The organism is Photobacterium sp. HL06, assembly GCF_059552575.1.
On record NZ_CM183915.1, the window covers coordinates 648,141 to 670,627 of the forward strand.

Consider the following 22,487-nt stretch of genomic DNA (forward strand, 5'->3'; position numbering starts at 1 on the left):
AGTTCTGCAATGAGTATGATGGACCCAATTACCATGGCAACACAATTGGCCACCTTTGACGTACAGCCATTTGAGCAACGCTATCAATTACAGGCGAACAAATACCAAAGCCAGCTCTCGGCATTAGGTAAAGTCGAAACGGCACTGCGTGAGTTCCGCACAGCAATCGATGAAATGAACAGCACAACTGCGAGTGTGATCAAAAACACCGCTACCCTATCGCAGGAAGGCAACTTTACTACTAACGTAGATGCCAGTGCGCTCAATGGCAGCTACCAGTTTTTTGTCGAGCAGGTAGCCACGGCACACCAGGTATCTACCGGTATGCCTGCCGGCAGTACTGCTGACACCCAAATCCCGACCACAGGAACGCTCGATTTCACCATTGACGGTGAAACTACGTCAATCGATCTTTCCAAGGTCGATACTGACGGTGACGGCACAGCAACCCTGACCGATCTGGCAACGGCTATCAACAATGACAGCACCAACCCGGGCGTCAATGCCACCCTTGTACGTGCCAACGGTGAAACCCATTTTATGCTTTCCAGCACCGAAACAGGTGTTGCCAACACCATCAACGTCAGTGCATCCGGAACGGGACAGGCATGGTTTGAAGATGCCTTCACCAACCTCACGGATATTAGCACCCCGCAGGATGCGAAGATCTGGCTGGGTCCCCAGGGCACTGGCCTCGCACTAACAGGCAGCTCCAACACCTTCTCGGATGTCATCACAGGTGTCGACATCACTGTAACCAAGGCCCAGGCCGCAGGTGACCAACCAGTAGGATTAACCGTGGGAACAGACCAAGAGGCGACCAAAGAGCAGCTAAATACCTTCATAGATGCGTATAACAACCTGGTATCGACCATCGACGGGCTTACTGGCTCGGGCTCTGAAGACCAAAAGCGCGGCGTACTGGCCAGCGATCCGACCGTACGATCTATTGAAAGCCAGTTAAACAACGTGCTTCGCACCCAATACAACGGCAAGAGCCTGATGGAAGTCGGCCTGAGTATCAGCCGTGAAGGCAAGCTGGAACTCGATGCCGAACGTTTTGAAGCTGCCCAGGCCAATGACAGTTCGTCGCTTGAGGTCATGTTCAACGGCGACGGCAACTTATTTGACTCCCTTGATCAGGCAATCGACCCTTTCCTTAAATTCTCAAACGGCTTGTTCAAAACCCGTAAGGATGCGCTTCAACAGAACATTTCCCGTATCGACGACAAACAAGCCACTCTCGAGCGTAAGTACCAGATGTCTTACGACCGCTATCTGTCGCAATTTACCCAAATGAACACCCTAATGACTCAAATGAACCAGACCGGCAGTCTGTTCGCCTAGTACAGGAGTACCCTATGTTAATGCAAGATTCCGGCTTTAACTCTTACCAACAAGTTGACCTTGATGCCCAAGCCGCATCTGCCAACCCTCACCAGCTGGTGCTGATGCTGATTGATGGTCTGCTCAATGAGCTTACCCGCATAAAAGGCCACATCGATGCCAAGCGCCTGGCTGAGAAAGGGGCGGGGATCAATAAATGTATGAATATTTTAATTGGCCTTGATAGTGCGTTAGATCTCACCAATGGCGGTGAAATTGCAGCTAACCTGCACGATCTTTATGAATTTTCCCAAATCGAGCTGTATCAGGCGAGCGTGAACAATGACAACGAGCGCATCAGCAATGTAGAGCGCGTCATGGGCAATATTCGTGAAGGTTGGGAAGGATTTGGTAAGCATGCCTAAGGTCTCGCCTCAGACGTTGCGCCAGTTAGCAAAACAGCTGCAAGCCGCCACCAGTGATGAAAACTGGCAGGCAGTGAAGCAGCTGGATTTGCAGCTACGTCCTCTTTTGCTGGCGTGCAGAACCATTCCTCATACCTCTGTTCTCGAGGCTGAACTCTTGCAGTTAAAGCAGAGCCACCAGCATGCCTACTCTGCGCTTTCTGCCGCCCGAGACAAGGTAAAACAACACATTGATTCTGCCCCCGAGCAGAAGGAGCGCATCTTGGCTTATCAACTGGCTATGGACATGGAGTAACCGATGCAATCAATGACCTCAACCACTGTGGGCAGTACGCCGGATACAACAGCCCCATCGCACGGCAAGGGTGATGAAATCAAGGTGATCGCATCAACAGTGTCACCATCTGGCAAGAATGGACAAAAAGCCGAGAGCAGCTTTAGCAAAAGCACTGGCTTCTCAACTCAGCCGGGCGCGAAAGAAAACAGCGAAGACGTTGCGAGCGATGTGCAAGGCAGCAGCATTGAAACGGCTATGACCTACGCAGATTTCGCTCCTCCCCACAAACAGGAACAAGCACTGAATAGCTCCTTCACACACTTTGGGACAAATACTAACGCTTCGGGACAGGGGTGGAGTGAGGCCGCCTCAAGCACCGCGGCAAATGTTAAGCTGAACAAGCTTACTGCAGGCTCACTACCCCAGCCTTCTCTGCAGGCTACAAGCTCCGCCCAAGTTGGGCCAGACACCATTTCAGGTGCAGCTTTGGCTCAGCGCCTCACTAACGATTTACCAGTCGCCACTGCATTTAATGGAAAATTGAATGAAATGCTGGCATCAAAGTCCGAGCCAATAAGTATTTCACCGCTTATCACCTCTTCTAGTGATGTGGCACATTCAGCGATTTCTCAAGGGCACTCCCCGTCACAAGCCTCACCCGTTCGTGCCGTCTGGGCCAACATGCAGATGGACGCCTCGCCAGGCAAGTGGGGAGAACAGATGCTCCACGTTTTGCAGGATCGTGTCTCTTTACAGGCGACCCAAAACTTACAGGAAGCTCGCATTCGCCTCGACCCACCCGACTTGGGCAAGCTCGATTTGGTGGTGCGTATTGATGGAGACCGCCTGAACGTTCAAATCAATGCCAACCATGGCGCAGTTCGCGATGCCTTGGTACAGGTTTCCGAGCGCCTGCGTGCCGAGCTACAACAGCAACAATTTGTTCATGTTGACGTTAATGTCGGCTCGGGGGATCAGGGACAGGCATCATATTCCCAACCCCAAGAGGACGACAGCTACCAGCCAGCCGTGCTGGGAGCCAACGAGAGTGCCGACAACACCACAGAGACAACATCAGAACACTGGTTATCTACCACCGCCTAGGAAGGAGTCAGACTCATGACAAAACAAAATTATGCCTTTATATTTTTCACAATGCTCCTGACCAGCATTGTTGTATCGGCGGGGACATTTACCGGCACGGTCTGGTATATGAAAAAACACAATAGCTTTAATCTAAGTGAAATCGTTGGCAACTTTTCGTTTCAAGATGAAACTCGTTCAGAACAACCTTCGTTTCACTCTCTGGACAAGCTAGTGCTCAGCGTGAAAGGCCAGCGCCAAACTCACTTTGTAATGCTGGAACTCGCACTGGAGACTCACCAGCCAGAACGAATCAAAAACATCGATAACTACATGCCCGTGGTTCGAAATTCTTTGCTAAAGCTTTTTAGCAACAAAACCTACGAACAACTACAAAACCAACCAACCATTGATTCTTTGCAAGAAGAGGTCAAAGAAACGCTGCTTACCGCATTTGCCGACACTCACCTCGCGCGTGATATTGACGATGTGCTACTCACCAAGTACGTGGTTCAGTGAGGTCGGTATGCTTGATATGAACCCAGCCGGTCAATACGGCACTGAACCCGAACTGACACCCACCCAATCCTCGTTCAACGAGGATTTGCTGATCAGAAAACACCTTGTGTTAGTAAAACGGGTCGTGAACCAGCTTAGAAGCCATACCAGCACCCATTGCAGCATTGAAGATATGCAGCAAATCGGTCTACTTGGTTTGCTTGAAGCTGCCAGGCGTTACGAAAATGTGGAAGATCCTAATTTCCCGGCCTTCGCTGTCTGTCGGATTCGCGGCGCAATCCTCGATGAATTACGCCGCTTAGACTGGCGCTCTCGTCAAACTCGCCAGCAGGCCCATGAGCTGAATGATGTGACACGCGATCTGATGAAAAAGCTCAAACGCCAGCCAACAGAGGCTGAAATCATCGAAGTGCTAGGAACCGATAAGGACGATTACCAACAACGCCTACACGCAAGTATGGCCAGTGAAATGCAAAGCTTGGATCAACTCATCGAAGCCGGTACAGACCTGTCGACACCTGAGCATAGTGACGGAATTAGTCATGAACAGATGCGACGGACACTGGAAGTGGCGCTGGCCAAGCTCAATAAACGCGAGCAACTGCTACTCACCCTGTTCTACCAACACGATATGAACCTGCATGAAATCGCATTGGTGCTTAACCTGACCCCGCCTCGCATCTGCCAGCTTCATAAACAAGCCCTTAAACAACTTAACCACTACTTGTCTTCCTAGGAGTCTTCATGCAAAAGTTTACTGGTGCGATCATTATCATCTTGTGTGTATTTGGAGGCTACCTCTGGGCTGGGGGTAATCTGTCTGCTATCTGGCAACCTGCCGAGCTGTTAATTATCGTGGGAGCCACCATTGGCTCACTGATCATCGGCAACCCGCCCCATGTACTGACAGAAATGCGCCGTCAGTTTCGCCGTATCTTGTCTGCCCGGGATGACGAGCAGGCATATTACATGGAGCTGATGGCACTAATGCAGTTGCTGCTTGAAACCATTCGCAACGGTGGATTCAAATCCCTCGATCAACACATTGAAGATCCTTACAACAGTGAGATATTCAACCGTTTTCCTCTTATTAATCAGGAACCGTACCTCATTTCTTTCATTACAGACAATTTGCGTTTAATGGCGATGGGACAGATGTCGCCTTATGAGCTAGAGGGGCTACTCGAGCAGGAAATAGAAGCCATTGAACAGGATTTACTTCTTCCTTCCCGCTCGATGCAACGTACTGCTGAAGCGCTACCAGGTTTTGGGATCTTGGCTGCGGTGATGGGCATCATCATCACCATGCAAGCTATCGATGGCTCTATCGCGTTAATTGGCTATCACGTTGCCGCCGCTCTGGTAGGCACATTTTTAGGGATTTTTGGCTGTTACTGCATTCTTGACCCTGCGAGCAACGCAATGGCACAACGAGTAAAGCGTGATATGTCAGCCTTTGAATGTATTCGAGCAACACTGGTTGCGTACGTGGCAAAAAAACCGACTTTATTAGCCATAGACGCAGGCCGAAAACACATTCAGCTAGACATCAAACCGTCATTCAATGAAATGGAAAAATGGTTAGCTGAACAGGAGGGATAATGCAAAAAAACGAGCAAGTTGTCTTTAAACGTTCTGTCCGCCGCCGTGATGAAAACTATCATGGTGGCGCCTGGAAGGTTGCATTTGCAGACTTTATGATTGCTCTTATGGCGCTATTCCTTGTCCTTTGGTTGATGCAGGTTGTCGATCAAAAAGAGCGACGAGCCATCGTCGCTTACCTCAATAGCTCGAGTATCTTCGACGAAGGCTCGGGCAACCCTTTTGACACCTCCAGCAGCTTATCCCCTATCGATTTTGGTGGTGACGCCTCCGATCTCAGCTCCCACAATGCCGCAATGACCGTCAGCTCGTTTTTCGACGGCAACGGTGACGGGCCGGAAAGTGACGCACTTGTTCCGGGATCCTTCGAAACCCAAGAACAGCTCACTATTCTGGCTAAGGTCGTTGAAGAAATGGCGAAACAGATAGCGGCACAGGGCAATGTGATGGTCGATGTCACCCCCCAAGGCCTGCGGATCATTTTGCAGGATAATTACAAACAGCACATGTTCAGTCGTGGTGGCTCGCAACTTACCCCTTTCTTTGAAGATGTGCTGTTTGCTATCGCGCCGGTTTTCAAAAAAATCAATAATCAACTCATCATCAGTGGCCATACCGATGCCACTCAATTTAAAAGTCACTTCAGCAGCAAATCAAACTGGGAATTGTCGGCATCGCGCGCCAACGTCGCCCGGCAAACCCTGATTGCAGGTGGAATGCCGGAGCAACGGGTTTTACAAGTTGCCGGGATGTCCGATCGCGCACTCCTGAACGCCGATGCACCCGATGCCAGTGAGAACCGCAGGATTGAGCTCTTTGTTCTGACAACCCCTGCAGCACAAGTCGTCGATGCGTTATTTGGCAGCAGTCCTGGCAATGAAATTGAAAAAGCCCGTCAAAAGGCAGAATTCAATCAACCCGTGCTACGTCGTGACCTAGCCCGCCATACCGTTTCAACCAACAATGAAAATATGGCTGAGCTTTCGCCCCTTTAGTCGTACTCGGTTTATCTCAAACAATACGAACAAAACAAACCGTAAGGTGTTGCTACACTGACACATCAAAGAGAACAGTCAGATAGCATCACCTTAATTTTGCTGTAATTTAAGGCCCACTATGTCTCGTCAACCGGTAAGAACCAGAAAGCCTGATAGCCTACAAAAGGTCTTTTTGTGGCTAATTCTTATCGACTACGCCCTACTCTCGATGTTCTTGTTTCAACTAACGTCACTGACTCTACAATCAGGCACCGCTATCAGCCTCTTACTGGTATTTTACAACGCTATCTTGACATTCTTCTGCTTCCAGCGTGCCAATCGACGTGATGACTCTTACATCATCTATCCGACCCTATCAGCCACACTGCTGGCGTTTATCTGTTTTCTCTATTTCTTCTTCTTGCTGGCCTAACTGCACAGCACCATTCACAGCCAATCTAATCACAGCCAATCCAATCACAGCCAATCCAATTCTCGTATAAGAAAAAAGGGGCTGGCAGTAAAGCCAGCCCCTTTATACTAAAGAGAATACCTACGGGGGACAGTACGCCCTTACCTCAACAAGGCGACCACAGTATGGCGGTGTACATTGGCCTGGGCGGAAACGGCCTGATAGGTGGTAGTGAAGTTGACGTTCCCCATATTGCTAACAGTATCCAGCTTACCTTCAATGGTCTCTATATCACCAAGCCTGCTTTGAGCTTTGACCTGCACCATCTGCTTGGCAAGCTCGCCTTGATAGGCTTTGATATCATCAAGGCTTTGCTGCACCTGGCGTAAATGCTGATTCACTTTACCCACGGTATGACGGATGCCGTCGCGATTACCGAGGTTAACCGCCAAATCTTCTACCCCTTCAGGTTCTGGCTGAAGCTTGACGACATTCGGCTGGCCGGCAGGATAACGATGGCCCTGGCCAGTAACCATCACTTGCTGCTGCATCTGGTTAAAGTCTGCATCTTTGGCGCGGAAGATTAAATCACCCTCTTGGGTGGCTGCTGCCCGCATTCCTAGCGGGATCAGGCTACGATCAATTTGATCGACCAGCTGCTTATCGTCCATCTGACTGTTGAAGTTAATCATCACTGTCCCGGTTTGGGGAAAGTCGAGACGGATCTGCTCATTTTGGTGACGCTGGCGGGAAAGGTTTAGCCCCGGGACGGTAAAGGTTCTTGCCGCTCCCTGTTCAAGCTGGACGCGAAGCTGAGAGTCCAATACCCGTCCACCATCACTGGTTGCACTCTCCAGCCATTGCTTGATGCTCTGCTGCTTCGAAGCTACCTGCTGCGCCGTATCCGGTGAGGCCGGTTGATTGCTTTTCAAGGCCTGTGTCAGCACCTTTTTCATTGAGATCAACTCACGCCCGACATGCTGCAGTGTCTGGTGGGCAATTTGCACTGTCGTTACTTGCTGCTGCCCTTTGGCTAACAGCGTTTTAGAAACAGAATATGCCCCCTGTGGTAAGGAGGCATATTGTTGCGACGTCGCCGAATGAGGTACCCTAGCTTTATCTGCCACCATTGGCGGTGCAATTGTGGTCTTACCCTGCCCGGTTAGCCTGACCCCTTGCTGCCGGACTTCTACCGTAGAACTCACCATATCGTACCTTTGGCCTTACAATCGATTAAACAGAGATAAGTCATTGATCTTCACATAACTGGCTTGGGTAGCCTCAAGGGCGCTCATGTAGTTGGTTAAACGAACCGAGGCTTCTCCATAATCTAGCGCTTCCAAATCGCCTGTCACCTTATCGACAAACAGCTTGTTTTCACTGTGACTGCTTTCAAGTAAATCAAGGTTGTTGTGACGCCCCCCAATCGAGGTCATCGCACCGAGTATATTGCCAAGGGTGTCATCAATAGCATTGAGCGTATTATCTACTTCTGCATGAAAATTAGCGGTTGGATTCTGAAACTCTGCAATCATACGGTCAATCTGGTTGATCACGTTGTCCCCACCAAGATCCAGTATTTCCTGTGCCGTTAAATTAGACTCCATGGTCACTCCTTTGGCTACCGTGACCACCCGTTTGTCTGCATTGCCATCAATGACATAGCTACTTCCAGAGTTTGACAGCGACGGCGTGTCAGTCTTGGTTCCCGAGAACAGGTAATGCCCCTCCTCGTCTTGGGCATTGAACGACGACACCAGAGAATCTCTCAAGTTTTCCAACTCACTGATGATCCCGACGCGATCCTCATCGGTCATACTGCCATTGGCTCCCCACAGCACCAATTCACGCATGCTCTTGACCGTCTCATTGGAAGCATCGAGATAGACTTCCTGGCTTGATAGCGCGGTTTTCACATTTTGAATATTGTCTTGATACTGATTGATTGCACTGCCTTCTCGAGACAGGTTGAGCAACTTTATCGAATCGATAGGTGCGTCAGACAGCTTGGTAATTCGCTTGCCAGTGGACATTTGCTGCAATACTTCACCCAAACCGGCATTATTGGTTTGTAGGCTCTGCAACATCATCTGACTAAACTGGGTATCACTGATCCTCATTTCGTCCCCTTAAAATAGCTTTAGAACGGTATCGAACAGCTGGTTGGCCGTGCTGATCACCTTCATATTGGCCTGATAGGCATTGGCAAAGACCATCAGGTTCGCCGCTTCTTCATCACTGTTGACCGCGCTCAGGTTATCTCGTGCAGCAATAGCCTGCTGGTTCAAACTCTCGGTCGCCTTGTAATCGGATGTCGCCTGACGCGTCTTGATCGCCGTTTCACCCACCATCGACGAGAACGCATCATTCAGGGTCACATTGCCAAACCCAGAAACAGAAAAGGTCTGATTACTAATACTGATCAAGTCTTTAAGCACATCGCTATTACCCGGGTTACCATCAGAGGAAAGGGCAAGCTCCTCAGGCGTAATGCCTGTAATATCCAGGCTCGCCGATGGGTTGGCCGGATCGTAGGTAAATAATGGGGTACCCGGGTTGTTGTTAAGATCTTTACCCCCCGACAAGGTGCTATTGAAAGCATCGGCAAGCGAGGCAGCCATGTCGTCCAAGGCATCTCGGTAAGGCTTGATAGCCTCAACCTGATACGCGGTAATGGCACCGAGTTCGCCGCCGACCTTACCACTGACGGAAAAACGCTGACCGGCAAACTCTACATTCAAATCCGCCAGGTACGGATCAGAGGGATCCGGTATGGCTTTCAGTTGCGCCGCTTCTCCCCCCAATACTAGAGGCTGGCCCGATGCCAATGTGACCTGGAGGCTACCATCAGGCTGATCGGTGGTTTTAATATCGACAACTTGTGACAGTTGGCCAATAAGGTTATCACGTGCATCCAATAGCTGGGCAGGATTACCGTTTGTCCCTGTAATTTCAACAATCTGACGGTTTATACCGGCAATGTTATCGACAAGGCTATTGGCATGCTCGATAGCCGCCCCTCGTTGATCATTCATGTCTTTATGCTGGGTATGGAGGGATTCAGTCAAGGTATTAAAGCGGTGAGACAGCGCTTCCGCCTCGTTGATTATTTGCTGGCGAAGCGGGGTGGATTCCGGCTTGACTGACGCATCATTTAAGGCTGCAAACAAGGTATCAAGACCGGCCGAGAGGCTGAAACCATCAGCCCCAAGCATATTTTCTAGTTGGCTCATGTTGGTCAGGTACCGGGCCGAATAGGACGTCTGGCTGTTGGTAGCCCAGGTTTGCTTGACCAAGTGTTGATCGGTCACTCGGCGAATGCTGGTTACCTCAACCCCGCCACCAGCGCTGTAACGATCATTGTTGCCCGAGCCCAATGCGTTCATCATTGCCTGCTGGCGGCTGTATCCCGGCGTATTGACGTTTGCCACATTTTGCGCCGTCACATCGAGTGCGGCCTTATTGGCATTCAATCCGGTTAATGCAATATTAATCAAACTCATTGCTGTTAAAGCTCCATCTTACGAATCAGCGGCTGTTGGAATGCAACCGTACTCCTCACCTCTTTATCGCTGTTTTTCAAAGTGGCTTGTGGATCATAGGCGACCGTATGCCTGGCTTCGTTAAGAGGTGCGACAGCATGCGCCCGTTGATTTTGCGAGATCGATTCCATGTTTGTTCCCGACGTCGAAGCCTTTGGCACAACCGATTCATTAACCGGCTCAACCATATTAACGACCGCTTCCACCTGTTTCGGGCTTAGCTGTTTTACCAGCATGTCGGCAATACCACTGTTCTGCTTTTTGGCCATCTCAATTGCCAGCTGGCCATCATAGAAATCACGATACACGCCTTGCTCCTTACTGGAAAAAGGGTTGTCTTCAGGCGACAGAACATCGCTGCTGCTACGCATCTGTCGCAACACCATCTGTAAAAACAACGCCTCAAACTGGCCAGCAACAGATTCTAGCGCCTGCTGCTTGTCACTGCTGTGCCTGATGTTGGCCAGCGCACTGTTGTCGTGATACAACATGGCCGAATATTGGGTACTCTCACCGTTACCTTCGACTTTCATCAAGACTCCTTAAATCACTACCAATTCAGCATTGAGCGCACCAGCTTCATGCAAGGCTTGCAAAATAGACATCAAATCGTCTGGTGTTGCACCCAGGCTATTGACTGCACTAACAATCGTATTGAGCTCAGTCCCTTCCGGCCAGATATACATTTGTGCCTTGCCCTGGTTGATATCTACTGTTGAATCATTGACCACAGTAGTTTCGCCCTCGCCGAAGGCATTAGGCTGGCTTACCTGCTGACGCTCTGAAATAGTTACCGTCAGGCTGCCATGGCTGACCGCCGCCTCGCTTACCTGAACGTTTTTACCCACCACAACTGTGCCGGTCCTGGAATTGAAAACAACGCGGGCAGGTTTGCGCCCTTCCACGACAGTCAAGTCTTCAAGCATCGACATGAAAGTCACCCGTTGCTGGGTATTGTGTGGAGCCCGCATTTCAACCCGGCCTTTATTGATAGCAGTCGCTACATCAGGACCAAACGTTACATTGATAACACGGGCGATATTCTTGGCCGTGGTGAAACTCGGCTTACGCAAGTTAAGAGTGACCGTTGGTTTATCGTTGAAATCTGACGGTATTTCGCGCTCCAGGGTTGCGCCGTTTGGGATACGACCGGTGGTTGGGGTGTTAATAGTAATTTTCGACCCGCTTCGCCCTTCTGCCTGCACACCGCCGACAACCACATTGCCCTGGGCAACAGCGTACACTTCACCATCGATGCCTCGTAGCGGTGTCATCAGCAAAGTACCGCCACGCAAGCTCTTGGCATCACCAATCGATGACACCACGATATTCAACTCCTGCCCCGGTCCCGCCATAGGAGTGACATAAGCCGTGACACTGACAGAAGCCACATTTTTTAACTTGGGATCAGTTTTGTCACCGATCTGAACCCCGAACTGACGCAGCATATTGGTAATAGACTGGCTGGTAAATTTCACCTGATTCCGATCACCGGTTCCGTCCAGGCCAACGACCAGGCCATAGCCCACCAGCTGGTTGTTCCGGATCCCCTGGACATCAACCAAATCCATAATCGGCATTGGTGCCGACGCGCGTGCTGGTTGGGTCATAAAAGCTGACACACCCATGATCAGCAAAAGAAAAAGCAAGGTGCTGAGTTTGTTCATTAGAAAGGTATCCATGGGCTATTAAAGAACTGAGAGAGCCAGCCAGCGGCATTGCTGTCGGCAAGTGCTCCCCGGCCGGAGTAGGTGATCCTGGCATCTCCGATACGCAGTGATGACACCTGATTGCGACGGTCAACATCATCAACACGGACGATACCGGTCAGACGGATAAACTCATCTCCCTGATTGAGACGAATCCACTTTTCACCGCGAATTCGAAGTACCCCGTTTGGTAACACTTCATGCACAGTAACAGTAATGGCCCCTTCCAGCTTGTTGCCCTGCGAGCTGGCCGCCGAGCCATCAAAGGCACGGTTGGCGTCAATACCTACGGCTAGATCATCGATAACATTAGTGTCGAATGTCGGTGCGGCAAAGTTGACTGACGATCCCTTGTCATACTTGGTATCGGCCTTTTTGCTCGACTGGGTTTCCTCGTCAAGCAAAATGGTCAGCACGTCCCCGACACGGTAGGCACGGCGGTCCTGGAACAAGGTCATCATGTACTGATGGCGATACAAGCTACCATCGGCCGCATCCGGCAGGGAATAGTCCAGCGGTGGCGGCGCATACGCTTCATCGTTCGGCTCCGGCGGGATAAACTCAGGACGCAAGCTGCACCCGGCAAGTACCGAGCTGGCAAGCAACACAACAACAGAGGAAGTAAGCCATTTCATCACTGACTCCTTACACCGACTGTGCCACGAACTTCAGCATGTCGTCGGCTGCAGACACCACTTTGGCATTCATTTCGTATGCACGCTGAGTGGTGATCATATCGACCATCTCTTCCACTACCTGCACGTTAGAACCTTCCAGTGCTCCCTGCTTGATATTGCCAACACCATCTAAACCCGCGATCAGCTCGTCAGCCTGACCGCTCGCAGCAGTTTCACGAAACAGGTTGCCGCCAACGGCCTCCAAACCCGCCGGATTGATGAATTTCGCCAAAGTGATTTGCCCCAGATCCTGAGGCTGGGGATCGCCAGCAACGATAGAGGTCACGGTTCCGTCTACACCAACAGATAAACTGGTAGCATTTTCAGGGATCTGGATTTGCGGTGTCAGCGGCAGGCCCTGGCTGTTCACCATCAAGCCCTCGGAGTTAACATGAAACTGGCCGTTACGGGTATACATGATTTCCCCGTCCGAATTTTCAATCTGGAAAAAGCCGGCTCCCATTACCGCCAAATCCATTTCCTGGCTGGTGTTTTGCGAGTTACCCTGGGTGAATACCTTTTGGGTTCCGACCACTCGGACACCGCTACCCAGCTGCACACCGCTTGGCAGCTCATTGATTTGGTCAACCTGCGCTCCCGGCTGGCGCTGAATGCTGTAAAACAGATCCTCAAAGACCACACGGTCACGCTTGAAGCCCACCGTATTGACGTTCGCGAGGTTATTGGAAATAGCGGTCATCTTGGTATCTTGCGCCGCCATCCCTGTTTTACTTACCCATAATGCTGAATGCATTGTTCTCTCCTAACATTTTATATTCAGGTTCAGCTGAAAAATGGCTTAGCGGCTACTCATCAGGCGATTGCCAGCCTGTGCCAGCGTCTCGGCCGTTTTCATCATTCGTACCTGCATTTCAAAATTGCGGGTCAGCGACATAACGTTCACCAGCTCATCGATGGCTGAAACGTTACTGCCCTCTAAATGCTCAGCGGCCACCGAGACCGACGCATCGGCAGGAAATTCACCGCCGTCACGGGCATGAAGCAGACCATCACTTTCCTTTTGCAGCTCGGTATTAGCCGGTTTAACCAGCTTAAGCAGGCCGACTTCGATCTCCGCACCACCACCCGGCGGGATCACCGAAATAGCCCCCTTATCGCTGATCTCAATATGCTGATAATCAGGCAGGGTGATAGGATCACCCTCAGCCATGAGCGGGAAACCATTCACCGTCATATTGCCCTGCTGATCGACACGAATATTACCAGCGCGTGTGTAAGCCTCGTTGCCAGCCGGGGTTTGTACGGTAAAGAAACCTTCTCCGTTTATCGCCACATCCAGGCTACGGCCGGTCTTGATCAAGTCTCCCGAGTCAAACCGTGTCGCGGCAGAGTTCGTCACCACCATGGTCCGGCCATCAAAGCCCGCACCTTGCAACTGCATACTCTGCACCCGCTCCATATCGGCGCGAAAACCTGCTGTATCGGCATTCGACAAGTTATTCGAACGCACATGCTGGGCTTTCATCACCCGGCTGGCACCACTGGTGGCGGTATATAGCAAACTATCCATTGCTTAATCCTTTGAGTCCGTCATCCGGTTAAACCGCGTTAAACAGTGCCTGAGTCAGCTGATCTGAGGTTGAAATGGTTTTTGCGTTGGCTTGATAGTTGCGCTGGGCCGTCATCAAGCTGACCAGCTCGCTGGTCAAGTCCACATTAGAACCTTCCAGTGCGCCCGCTGTCAGGCCACCAAGGGTGCCGCTTCCCGGTACACCACTAATCGGTGCGCCAGAGCTAAAGCTTTGCATCCATGAGGTATTGCCTGTTTTCACCAAGCCCTGGGCATTGGCAAAGTCAGCCAAAATCACCTGTCCCTGAAGCTGGGACTGACCATTGGTATAGGTGGCAAACACCATGCCGTTGTCTTCAACACGTACACCTGCCAGCTCGCCCGATGAGTAACCGTTCGGGCTGTTGGTACTCACACCAAAATCAGCACCAAACTGAGTAGTACCATTGAGGCTGATATCAATGCCCATTGGCTCGGCTCCGGGAGCAGGAAAGGCAATATTGAAGTTTCCGGTTGGCGTAGCCAGCGTGCCATCGGTATTGAATGTGACGGCTTCGGTATGCACCGTCGAACCGCCATCAACCTGGACATGAACATCCCATTGGTTGTCACCCGTTTTGGCAAAGTACTGCGTCACGGTATGTGGATTACCCAGAGAATCATGAACCTTCGAGGTATATGACGAGTTAAAAGTATCGGTATCGGAGGCATTAAAAGGAGTGGTGGTTGGTACATCCACCCGTGCGTCAAAGTTGGCGACAAAATCAATTTTATCTGTCGCTTTAGCGGAAAGTGATGATGTGGTGATATGCAGATCGCTCACCGCACCTGTTTGCAGCTTATTATTGCCATCGACGCCATAGCCTTGCAGCTTCATTCCGTTATTGCTAACGATGTTATTATTTTTGTCTGTGCCAAACACACCAGAACGGGTATAGAGCAGTTGACCAGTGTTGTCCTTGGTAACAAAAAAGCCACCACCGTTGATCGCCAAATCCAACGAGCGACCTGTTCCGCTTACCGAACCGTTTTTGTCGAAGTTCTGAGAAATCGAAGCGACTTCCACCCCGCCTGACTGCATGCCGTTGTAGACCGCAGAGAATTCGGTACGCGACTCTTTAAAGCCGGATGTTGATACGTTGGCAATGTTGTTACTGATGGTATTCAACTGAACATTGGTTGCGCCCAGACCACTTAATGCAATATCAAAACTCATAAGATCCTCATTTCGAGTAATGTCTGGTTAAGCACCAAACTGACTAATCTGATAGAAAGGCACACTGCCGACACCCGCCACATTGACCAGTGCCGCGCCGCCATTGCTTGGAACACGCACTTGAGAAACCTCACCAGCCAGCAAGAGGTTAGGTTGTGCCTGTCCTTGTTCCACTTCCACTGAAACCGTGTAGTTGCCTGGTTTCAGTCCCAGGGCATCGGGGTCAATAGAAAAATCGACATCACCTTTACCTCGCGCCCCAAGCGGCATCTTGGTTGTTTGGCCGTATTCATCTTTGATCAGCAAAGTCACCTGGTTGGAAGGGTGCTCTAATTCAATCTTGCCCTGCTGGATCTGCTCGGAAAGCTCGAATTCACTGGTATTGACATAAACGGTTTGCCCGACAAGGCCCGCTGTTGACAGTACTTGCATGTTGTCGAGCAATACCATGCTGTTTTGCATCACTTTCGACATGTTTTCAGTACTTTCAACCTGAGAGAACTGTGCCAGCTGGCCAACGTATTCGGTGCCATCCAACGGATTAAGTGGGTCCTGATTCTGGATCTGCGCCACCATCAGGGTAATAAATTCATTCTTCAGCGAGCCCGCATCATTCATATCTGCGGGGTTAGCCTGCACCTGGTTCTCGGAAGTGGTCACGGCTGGCGTATCACTGCTTAACGCGGTAAATTGAGCAAGACTCATCGGCTACCCTCCCCTAACCGCAGCAACCCCTGCTGCATGCTTTTCACATTGCTCAGCACTTCAACATTGGTCTCGAAGCTTCGGGTCGCTGACATCATGTCAGCCATTTCAGACACAACATCAATATCCGGGTAGTACACATACCCCTCGTCATTGGCCAGCGGGTTATGGGGTTCAAAGCGTTTTTCAGCATCGCCCTTGTTCTGCACCACATCGACAATCCGTACTTCGGCATTTGGGTAGCCATCATTGCTCGTCGTAAGCTGAGTATTGCTGTATACCGTAGCAAACACCGGCTTCAGTGCCTGATAGGCATCATCCGGATTAGCCGACACCGCATCGGCATTAGCCAGGTTACTGGCGACCGTGTTCAACCGCACGGTCTGCGCCGTCATCGCCGATCCCGCAATGGAATAGATATCTGTAAATGACATGGTAATTAACGTCCCTCTATTGCTTTAGCTAACCCGCTAAACTTCATGTTGAGAAAAGTCAGGCTGGCCTGATAACTCATGTTGTTCTGGGTAAACTTGGCCTGCTCCACGCCCAGCTCCACCGTGTTGCCGTCTTTCGAGTTCTGGTATGGCACTGAGTATTGCGCTGAAATATCAAGCTGTGGCACCGGCTTATCGACCTTGTTCGAGCCTGTGTTTTTCATCACTGTTTCAAAACTTATGTCTTTTGCGAGATACCCAGGCGTATCAACATTTGCTAAGTTACTGGCCAACACCTTGGTGCGTTGAACCCTAAAGTTGAGCGCATCAGGGTGAACACCTAACGCATTTTCAAAACTGATCGCCATTGATTCTTCCTTAGGTCTGGCTTACATCAACCCTTACAATCAAAATGCGTGCCAAAAAATTAGGTATTATTTATCAATGATTTACAAAGGAACACGGAAGCGGAACTTCCGCCTATCGGAAACCATACGGAAAGGAAGGAAATGGAGAGCAAGCTTAGTTTCCATCGGCTTACTGCTGGCGAGTTCCGTACATGCCCAGCCGGAAACCGTAGGCACAACCGTGAATGCCAATCAGCTTCGCGCGCAGCTACGCAAACAAGTCACGGAAGAAATTCAGGCCTTCGCCACCCGTTACCAATGGCAGGTTCTGGAAACAGGTATTGATATTGCAATTCCTGCATCGGTCAATCACCTTCCTGTGTGTCCTGAGCCCATGATCATCAGCGCAAGCGATCAGCAAACCCAACCGATCGGCAACCTGAAACGTCAGGTTAGCTGCGACAGTAAAGAGCAAAAGTGGCGCCTGAACACGACGGTTAAAGTCCGCATTAAACTGCCGGTTGTCGTGGCCAAAACCACCATCAACCGTGATACAAAAATCGATGTCAGCATGCTGAAGATGCAAACCCTGTCATTTCACCGCAGCAAAGATTTCGCGACCCAGTTCCGCACCGTAACCGGAAAACGTACCAAGCGCCGTATCCGCTCTGGCCAGTTAGTAAGTCCTTCCCATTTGCAGCAGCGTTGGCTGGTAGAAAAAGGAGATGAGGTGCTGATTGTTGCCAGCAAAAATGGTATGCAAGCGAGCATGAAAGGGATAGCAATTGAAAACGGGGCTGAGAACGAACAAATCAGTGTTAAAAATACCAGCTCGTCCAAAGTGATCAGAGCCATGGTGGCGGGACAAGGAAAAGTCCAAACAATCTTTTGATTTTTGTTTAATAAAACTGGCCACACTGCCGCTTTAAATAATTAGCAGAGAGAACTAGGAGCCCCCAGCCATGAAAATCGATAAAGTGATTGGCACGCATGTGCAGCCAAGCCAGTTAAGTAACAGTGAGTCAAAGACTTCACAGCCATCATCAGCGAAGCCAGCAATCGAGCCCCAAGTGAGTGTCGACACTCAGCTGGTATCAAAGGCGCAAGATACATTAAATCAGCTGCCAGATGTGGATATGGCCAAGGTGGAATCAGTGAAGCAGGCATTGGCCCGTGGTGAGCTTGATTTAGATATTTCGGCCCTGTCCAGTGCACTAATGCGTTTCCATACCGGGCATGAATAATCGGATATAAGAATCTAGACAGATAAGAGTCAGGGAGGCGACAATGGCTAATCCAATCAATAAGCAACAAGCTATCATGCTGATTATGAAAGGTATTCAGCATGATATTCGTCAGTACGAGCAGCTTCATCAGCTAATGGTTGAACAGCAAGAGAGCTACCTGAAGTTTGACGGTGAAACTCTCCAGGCATTGATTGCCAAGCAGCGGCCATTAATAGACGATCTGAGTCGAAGTGCCACAAAGCGCTCTGAATTAATGGCAACATTAGGGCTAAGCCAAACCAAAACAGGTATGGCAACCCTGCTCCACGCATTACCTGAGAAACTCAAGAAACCAATGAACGAGTATTGGCAAACATTAGAACTGCGTATCCGCTCATGTCACCAGCTCAATCAGCTCAACGGGCAAATTTCAGCGTCATATAACGAAATGCTACAGCAGGTAGGTAAAGAGCAGAGCTACGCATCAGGAAACCTAATGCAGCTGTAAGAATGAATGTAAACTTAATTGAATACATAGCAGCGAGTCGCTTACAGCCCAAGCGTGTTCTACTCTATTGTCTCAGGCATTGGCCACGCTCAATTTTGCCGGGCAGCCCGTACCCACTTTGCTTGGCTTTGCTCCTTTTTATCGCACTTTTCTATCCCAACCATGGTTACAGTGTCACTACCACTATTAACCAGCAGCACTTCCAAACGCAGGTCGGCCAACACTATCAAAAGCTCTCCCCCCATCAGACACTGATCAACCAGCAATTTCTCCGCTTCCTACCCACCGTCCAACAGATCCTGTTGCGGCTGGAGCAACACCAGCTGCCAAAAAGCTTGGTTCTTATCCCAATGCTGGAATCGACATTCAATCCAAAGGCGGTTTCACCAGCCAACGCCGCCGGTCTATGGCAACTGATGCCCGCAACTGCCAGGCGATTTGGTCTTACCGTAAATAAGCAGCAAGACGAGCGCTTTGATATCAGCCGTAGCACCGAGGCCGCTATCGCCTACCTCAGTTTTCTCTATCAGAAATTTAACCACGACGTGATGTTAACCCTGGCAGCCTACAATTCAGGGGAAGGTCGTGTACAGCGAGCATTGAACCAGCAGGCCGAGAAGCACTTTCCCTCTCTTCGCCTACCACAAGAAACCATCAATTATGTCCACAAGTTCTACGCCCTGATGGATATTGTCGATATCGCAAGTATCAGCCACGGAACTCCCTTGCGCTCAACTACGATTAAAGCCATTGCGACTCATATAGCGACAAACAACCAGATTCGGCCACTCAATATGCAGCAGAAAATACTTCTCGTTGAGTTATTCGAAATGCGGCAGGTCATCAATATGAAGCCAGTGAAACCGCTGATAAGTCTGTAATACTTAATCACCTCTATATAACGGCATAAATGCAAACAGGCTGACCATTGCTGGCCAGCCTGCGTGCTTCCCTGGGTTTTATACCAAACTAAATAAATATCTGATCATTTTTCATGGCTAAAATCACCAACTACTTCGTTGGAAACTTTGTAATTAGACCACTAGTTACTGCAGCTTCCGCCTAGTATTTAGCAATTTTCCCTCATGAAAAAGTAGATCATCTACTTATCCAGCTTGGTATTAGCAACTAATCAACCGGTATTAGCGATTAATCATTTGCTCACGCTCAGGGCCTACCGAGATCATTTTGACCGGTACACCCATGAGTTCTTCAATGCGCAGTACATATTTCTGCGCGGCAACCGGTAGGCTTTCAAACGTACGACACCCTGTGATGTCCTCGCTCCAGCCTTCCATTTGCTCATAAACGGGGGCAAGGGCTGCCGTCTGTGGCCAAATTGGGTTTTCGCTGTGCTCGCCATCGTAATCGACACAGATCTTCAGATCTGACATGCCGCTCAGGCAGTCAACCTTAGTTAGGGCAATTTCAGTTGCCGCCTGGATTTCTACGCCGTTACGAGTCGCGACTGCATCAAAATACCCCATATCACGAGGACGACCAGTAGTTGCACCGAACTCGTTGGCTGACTCACGGAACGCATCTTGCTCTTCCATTGCGGTGATCAGGGTGCCTGTACCAACTGACGAACTAAATGCCTTAGCAACAGCAATAACACGCTCAGGGCGAAGCGCTGGCAAACCGCTACCAATACCTGCATAAGTTGAAATCACATTGGATGAGGTTGTCCATGGGTATTCACCGTAGACCAAATCACGCCCTGCACCTAGCTGGGCTTCAAATAGCAGGTTCTGATCTTTTGCCTGTAGCTCTTTCAGTGGCAGGGTAACGTTGCAGATCGCATCACGCCAAGGTGCCGATACTTCTAGCAGCCACTCGGTCATCTCTTCAGCCGTCTGGCTAAACTCAAATGACGGATACAATGCCTTAAGCTGTGGCAGTTTCCAGTCCATCATAAACTGAATGCGCTCACGCAATACTTCAGGTTGCTTCAACCAGCCGACCAAGATGCCTTTCTTCATCACTCGGTCGCCATAAGCGGGTGCTATGCCCTGACGTGTCGAACCGTAAGCCCCATCACCCAGGCGCTCTTCTTCAAGTGTGTCTTCAATAGCGTGGAGTGGAAGACAAAGCGTTGCGCGGTCTGAAATACGCAGGTTGACGTTGACGCCAGCCGCTTTAACTTCAGCCAATTCTTCGGATAATGGTGCCGGGCTGATCACCATGCCCGGGCCTAGCACCGCAATACAGTCAGGGTTAAATACGCCGCTCGGAAGCTGGTGCAGCTTGAATGTGCCGAAGTCATTCACTACGGTATGGCCAGCATTGTTACCACCCTGAAAACGGATGCTCGCCGATGCCTGATCAGCTAAATAGTCAACGATACGGCCCTTACCTTCATCACCCCAGTTTGCACCAACAACAATAGACGACATGATTTACTCTCCTCAAAAGCGATGCCCATATCCTATGCCCCACCAAGAAATAAGAAAAATTAATAATCGTTATCACCTTGATAAGGATTCCATATGGGATTGTTGGGAGACAGGTGTAGAATAGCGGGAAGCGGGAAGCGGGAAGCGGGAAGCGGGAAGCGGGAAGCGGGAAGCGGGAAGCGGGAAGCGGGAAGCGGGAAGCGGGAAGCGGGAAGCGGGAAGCGGGAAGCGGGAAGCGGGAAGCGGGAAGCGGGAAGCGGGAAGTATTTTGCGCAGCTTGCTGGAAGTAGCAACTATGATTCGAGAACTATTATGTTAGATCTTCACTGGCTTAATACCTTTGTGACTCTGGCCCGGTTGGAGCACTTTGGTAAAACGGCCATCGAACTGCACATGACCCAGCCTAATGTCAGCTTGCATATCAAGCAACTTGAGCAAGCCACCCGGGTAAAGTTAATCGAGCGCAACCCCTTCAGGCTGACCCAGGCCGGTGAGCGCCTATTGCAAAGCGCACAAAACACCTTAATGGAACTGCAAGTCTGTCAGGCTGATCTAAATGCTATCAATGACTTGTGCCAGGGAACACTGACGATAGCTGCCAGTGATATTATCTCGCGGCTGCTACTGATATCCCCATTCCAGTCGTTCAAACAAGAGTTTCCCGGTATTGACCTATCGCTGCTCAATACCACCTCTTCACAGGCGGCAGAGCTCGTCAAAAGTGCCAAGGCCGACTTGGGGTTTGTGATGGCACAGAAGGAAAGTCAACCGCTGCATTTTACCGAATTGCAGCAGGTGAAATGGTGTGCTCTCGGTGATGGGTTACAGGCATGGCAGCAAGGCTTGCGGCCAGATAGCCAGGAAGAGCCAACGCTAATTTTACTCGGTCACGATACCCGTACCCGTGATCTGCTCGACTCGGCTCTGCCGACATTAAACCTGCCTAAGTACCGGGTGATGGAAGTCGGCAGTGTCGATGCCCAAATTGACTGGGCAGAAGCCGGATTCGGGGTGGCGATTGTGCCGGAATTCTCCCTTCATCCCAAGCTCAACCTGCAAACAGCGGTTACGCCACTACCTAATTTCCCGACCACCAGCCTCGGCTACATCGTCAGGCAAAATCAGGTACTATCGCGGGCAATCAAGCAACTATTATGCTGGGTAAATGAAGAAATTGTTAGCTCGCAGCAGGTAAAATAACCAACGTCAGTAAACACTTAGCTATTCAGAATAAGCTGAATGCAAAGAAGATGACTGCAAACCAAAATATAAATCCGAGAACTGCGGCAACTCTCTTGTTTAGCAGAAGGCCTGAGCGCTTATTATGGTTTTCCTGAGAGCAATCTTTGGCTTGAACATGGACATGACCAAAAGTGAGTAAAGGTATCAGCACTCGCGCAGTATGATACCCCATGAACAGCATTAGCTCTTCAATGACCACTATTAACAAATCGACCATGGTTTTTGAGTCCTTTCATTGGAGCCTATCTGTGAGGCTTGCTTTGTTTGCGATTAATCAACTTACCACAAGTAAAAACCGTTGCACTGTGAAACACTGCTCTTACTTCAAGAAAT

At 50.1% G+C, this 22,487-nt stretch carries 27 protein-coding genes; 14 read left to right on the plus strand and 13 right to left on the minus strand.

The genetic code is table 11. The annotated features are described in order from the left end of the window. Positions 1 to 9: 9 nt before the first annotated feature. From fliD to AC51G0_RS21480, 9 genes are all read left to right on the plus strand, one after another. Positions 10 to 1,347: a flagellar filament capping protein FliD gene (gene fliD, locus AC51G0_RS21440; RefSeq protein ID WP_496303675.1), complete on the plus strand. Its 1,338-nt coding sequence runs from the start codon at positions 10 to 12 to the stop codon at positions 1,345 to 1,347. Positions 1,348 to 1,361: 14 nt separating this feature from the next. Next, positions 1,362 to 1,751 (plus strand): flagellar export chaperone FliS, encoded by a 390-nt coding sequence (gene fliS, locus AC51G0_RS21445; RefSeq protein ID WP_496303676.1) that lies wholly within the window; start codon positions 1,362 to 1,364, stop codon positions 1,749 to 1,751. Continuing rightward, on the plus strand, positions 1,744 to 2,046 hold the full coding sequence (locus tag AC51G0_RS21450) for a LafD (RefSeq protein WP_496303677.1): 303 nt from the start codon (positions 1,744 to 1,746) through the stop codon (positions 2,044 to 2,046). Before fliS ends, AC51G0_RS21450 begins: the two co-directional genes overlap by 8 nt. Positions 2,047 to 2,049: 3 nt before the next feature. Continuing rightward, complete coding sequence (locus AC51G0_RS21455; protein WP_496303678.1) at positions 2,050 to 3,132, plus strand: flagellar hook-length control protein FliK; 1,083 nt, start codon at positions 2,050 to 2,052, stop codon at positions 3,130 to 3,132. A gap of 15 nt (positions 3,133 to 3,147) precedes the next feature. Then, entirely contained in the window at positions 3,148 to 3,630 is a 483-nt protein-coding gene (locus tag AC51G0_RS21460) for a flagellar basal body-associated FliL family protein (protein ID WP_496303679.1), read from the plus strand. 7 nt (positions 3,631 to 3,637) lie between these two features. Next, positions 3,638 to 4,366: a FliA/WhiG family RNA polymerase sigma factor gene (locus AC51G0_RS21465; protein ID WP_496303680.1), complete on the plus strand. Its 729-nt coding sequence runs from the start codon at positions 3,638 to 3,640 to the stop codon at positions 4,364 to 4,366. 8 nt (positions 4,367 to 4,374) lie between these two features. After that, entirely contained in the window at positions 4,375 to 5,232 is an 858-nt protein-coding gene (gene motA, locus AC51G0_RS21470; RefSeq protein WP_496303681.1) for a flagellar motor stator protein MotA, read from the plus strand. After that, positions 5,232 to 6,227, plus strand: a complete 996-nt coding sequence (locus AC51G0_RS21475) for a flagellar motor protein MotB (RefSeq protein ID WP_496303682.1) — start codon at positions 5,232 to 5,234, stop codon at positions 6,225 to 6,227. Before motA ends, AC51G0_RS21475 begins: the two co-directional genes overlap by 1 nt. Positions 6,228 to 6,348: 121 nt before the next feature. Then, the gene (locus AC51G0_RS21480; RefSeq protein WP_496303683.1) at positions 6,349 to 6,642 is read left to right on the plus strand and encodes a hypothetical protein; all 294 of its coding nucleotides are present in this window, start codon (positions 6,349 to 6,351) and stop codon (positions 6,640 to 6,642) included. Between the two features lie 140 nt (positions 6,643 to 6,782). On the opposite strand, the gene AC51G0_RS21485 is transcribed toward AC51G0_RS21480, so the two are convergent. From AC51G0_RS21485 to flgB, 12 genes are read right to left on the minus strand one after another with little or no spacing between them, the layout of a single operon-like run. After that, positions 6,783 to 7,829 carry a flagellin gene (locus AC51G0_RS21485; RefSeq protein ID WP_496303684.1) on the minus strand — a complete coding sequence of 349 codons (1,047 nt, stop codon included), beginning with the start codon at positions 7,827 to 7,829 and terminating at the stop codon, positions 6,783 to 6,785. 15 nt (positions 7,830 to 7,844) lie between these two features. Then, complete coding sequence (gene flgL / locus AC51G0_RS21490; RefSeq protein ID WP_496303685.1) at positions 7,845 to 8,741, minus strand: flagellar hook-associated protein FlgL; 897 nt, start codon at positions 8,739 to 8,741, stop codon at positions 7,845 to 7,847. 9 nt (positions 8,742 to 8,750) lie between these two features. Beyond that, the gene (flgK, locus tag AC51G0_RS21495) at positions 8,751 to 10,124 is read right to left on the minus strand and encodes a flagellar hook-associated protein FlgK (RefSeq protein WP_496303686.1); all 1,374 of its coding nucleotides are present in this window, start codon (positions 10,122 to 10,124) and stop codon (positions 8,751 to 8,753) included. Between the two features lie 5 nt (positions 10,125 to 10,129). Continuing rightward, on the minus strand, positions 10,130 to 10,696 hold the full coding sequence (locus tag AC51G0_RS21500; RefSeq protein ID WP_496303687.1) for a rod-binding protein: 567 nt from the start codon (positions 10,694 to 10,696) through the stop codon (positions 10,130 to 10,132). Positions 10,697 to 10,705: 9 nt separating this feature from the next. After that, positions 10,706 to 11,791 (minus strand): flagellar basal body P-ring protein FlgI, encoded by a 1,086-nt coding sequence (locus AC51G0_RS21505; protein WP_496304171.1) that lies wholly within the window; start codon positions 11,789 to 11,791, stop codon positions 10,706 to 10,708. 38 nt (positions 11,792 to 11,829) lie between these two features. Next, complete coding sequence (gene flgH / locus AC51G0_RS21510) at positions 11,830 to 12,507, minus strand: flagellar basal body L-ring protein FlgH (RefSeq protein ID WP_496303688.1); 678 nt, start codon at positions 12,505 to 12,507, stop codon at positions 11,830 to 11,832. Positions 12,508 to 12,517: 10 nt separating this feature from the next. Continuing rightward, entirely contained in the window at positions 12,518 to 13,303 is a 786-nt protein-coding gene (gene flgG / locus AC51G0_RS21515) for a flagellar basal-body rod protein FlgG (RefSeq protein ID WP_496303690.1), read from the minus strand. 45 nt (positions 13,304 to 13,348) lie between these two features. After that, on the minus strand, positions 13,349 to 14,080 hold the full coding sequence (gene flgF, locus AC51G0_RS21520; protein ID WP_496303691.1) for a flagellar basal-body rod protein FlgF: 732 nt from the start codon (positions 14,078 to 14,080) through the stop codon (positions 13,349 to 13,351). A 28-nt stretch (positions 14,081 to 14,108) separates the two neighbouring features. After that, complete coding sequence (gene flgE / locus AC51G0_RS21525; protein WP_496303692.1) at positions 14,109 to 15,296, minus strand: flagellar hook protein FlgE; 1,188 nt, start codon at positions 15,294 to 15,296, stop codon at positions 14,109 to 14,111. Positions 15,297 to 15,323: 27 nt separating this feature from the next. Continuing rightward, on the minus strand, positions 15,324 to 16,001 hold the full coding sequence (gene flgD, locus AC51G0_RS21530; protein WP_496303693.1) for a flagellar hook assembly protein FlgD: 678 nt from the start codon (positions 15,999 to 16,001) through the stop codon (positions 15,324 to 15,326). Next, positions 15,998 to 16,435 carry a flagellar basal body rod protein FlgC gene (gene flgC / locus AC51G0_RS21535; protein WP_496303694.1) on the minus strand — a complete coding sequence of 146 codons (438 nt, stop codon included), beginning with the start codon at positions 16,433 to 16,435 and terminating at the stop codon, positions 15,998 to 16,000. Before flgC ends, flgD begins: the two co-directional genes overlap by 4 nt. A gap of 5 nt (positions 16,436 to 16,440) precedes the next feature. Beyond that, positions 16,441 to 16,803, minus strand: a complete 363-nt coding sequence (gene flgB, locus AC51G0_RS21540; protein WP_496303695.1) for a flagellar basal body rod protein FlgB — start codon at positions 16,801 to 16,803, stop codon at positions 16,441 to 16,443. Between the two features lie 76 nt (positions 16,804 to 16,879). On the opposite strand from flgB, the gene flgA reads away from it, so the two are divergent. From flgA to AC51G0_RS21560, 4 genes are all read left to right on the plus strand, one after another. Continuing rightward, positions 16,880 to 17,674 carry a flagellar basal body P-ring formation chaperone FlgA gene (gene flgA, locus AC51G0_RS21545; RefSeq protein ID WP_496303696.1) on the plus strand — a complete coding sequence of 265 codons (795 nt, stop codon included), beginning with the start codon at positions 16,880 to 16,882 and terminating at the stop codon, positions 17,672 to 17,674. A 70-nt stretch (positions 17,675 to 17,744) separates the two neighbouring features. Then, positions 17,745 to 18,026 carry a flagellar biosynthesis anti-sigma factor FlgM gene (gene flgM / locus AC51G0_RS21550; protein WP_496303697.1) on the plus strand — a complete coding sequence of 94 codons (282 nt, stop codon included), beginning with the start codon at positions 17,745 to 17,747 and terminating at the stop codon, positions 18,024 to 18,026. Between the two features lie 43 nt (positions 18,027 to 18,069). After that, positions 18,070 to 18,516 (plus strand): flagellar export chaperone FlgN, encoded by a 447-nt coding sequence (flgN, locus tag AC51G0_RS21555; RefSeq protein WP_496303698.1) that lies wholly within the window; start codon positions 18,070 to 18,072, stop codon positions 18,514 to 18,516. A gap of 2 nt (positions 18,517 to 18,518) precedes the next feature. After that, positions 18,519 to 19,397 (plus strand): lytic transglycosylase domain-containing protein, encoded by an 879-nt coding sequence (locus AC51G0_RS21560; protein WP_496303699.1) that lies wholly within the window; start codon positions 18,519 to 18,521, stop codon positions 19,395 to 19,397. A 261-nt stretch (positions 19,398 to 19,658) separates the two neighbouring features. Here the strand turns inward: AC51G0_RS21560 and AC51G0_RS21565 are convergent, their stop codons facing one another. Continuing rightward, positions 19,659 to 20,912 carry an adenylosuccinate synthase gene (locus AC51G0_RS21565; RefSeq protein WP_496303700.1) on the minus strand — a complete coding sequence of 418 codons (1,254 nt, stop codon included), beginning with the start codon at positions 20,910 to 20,912 and terminating at the stop codon, positions 19,659 to 19,661. A 312-nt stretch (positions 20,913 to 21,224) separates the two neighbouring features. Between AC51G0_RS21565 and AC51G0_RS21570 the strand changes: the two genes are divergently transcribed. Then, positions 21,225 to 22,112 carry a LysR family transcriptional regulator gene (locus AC51G0_RS21570; RefSeq protein WP_496304172.1) on the plus strand — a complete coding sequence of 296 codons (888 nt, stop codon included), beginning with the start codon at positions 21,225 to 21,227 and terminating at the stop codon, positions 22,110 to 22,112. Positions 22,113 to 22,487 lie beyond the last annotated feature (375 nt).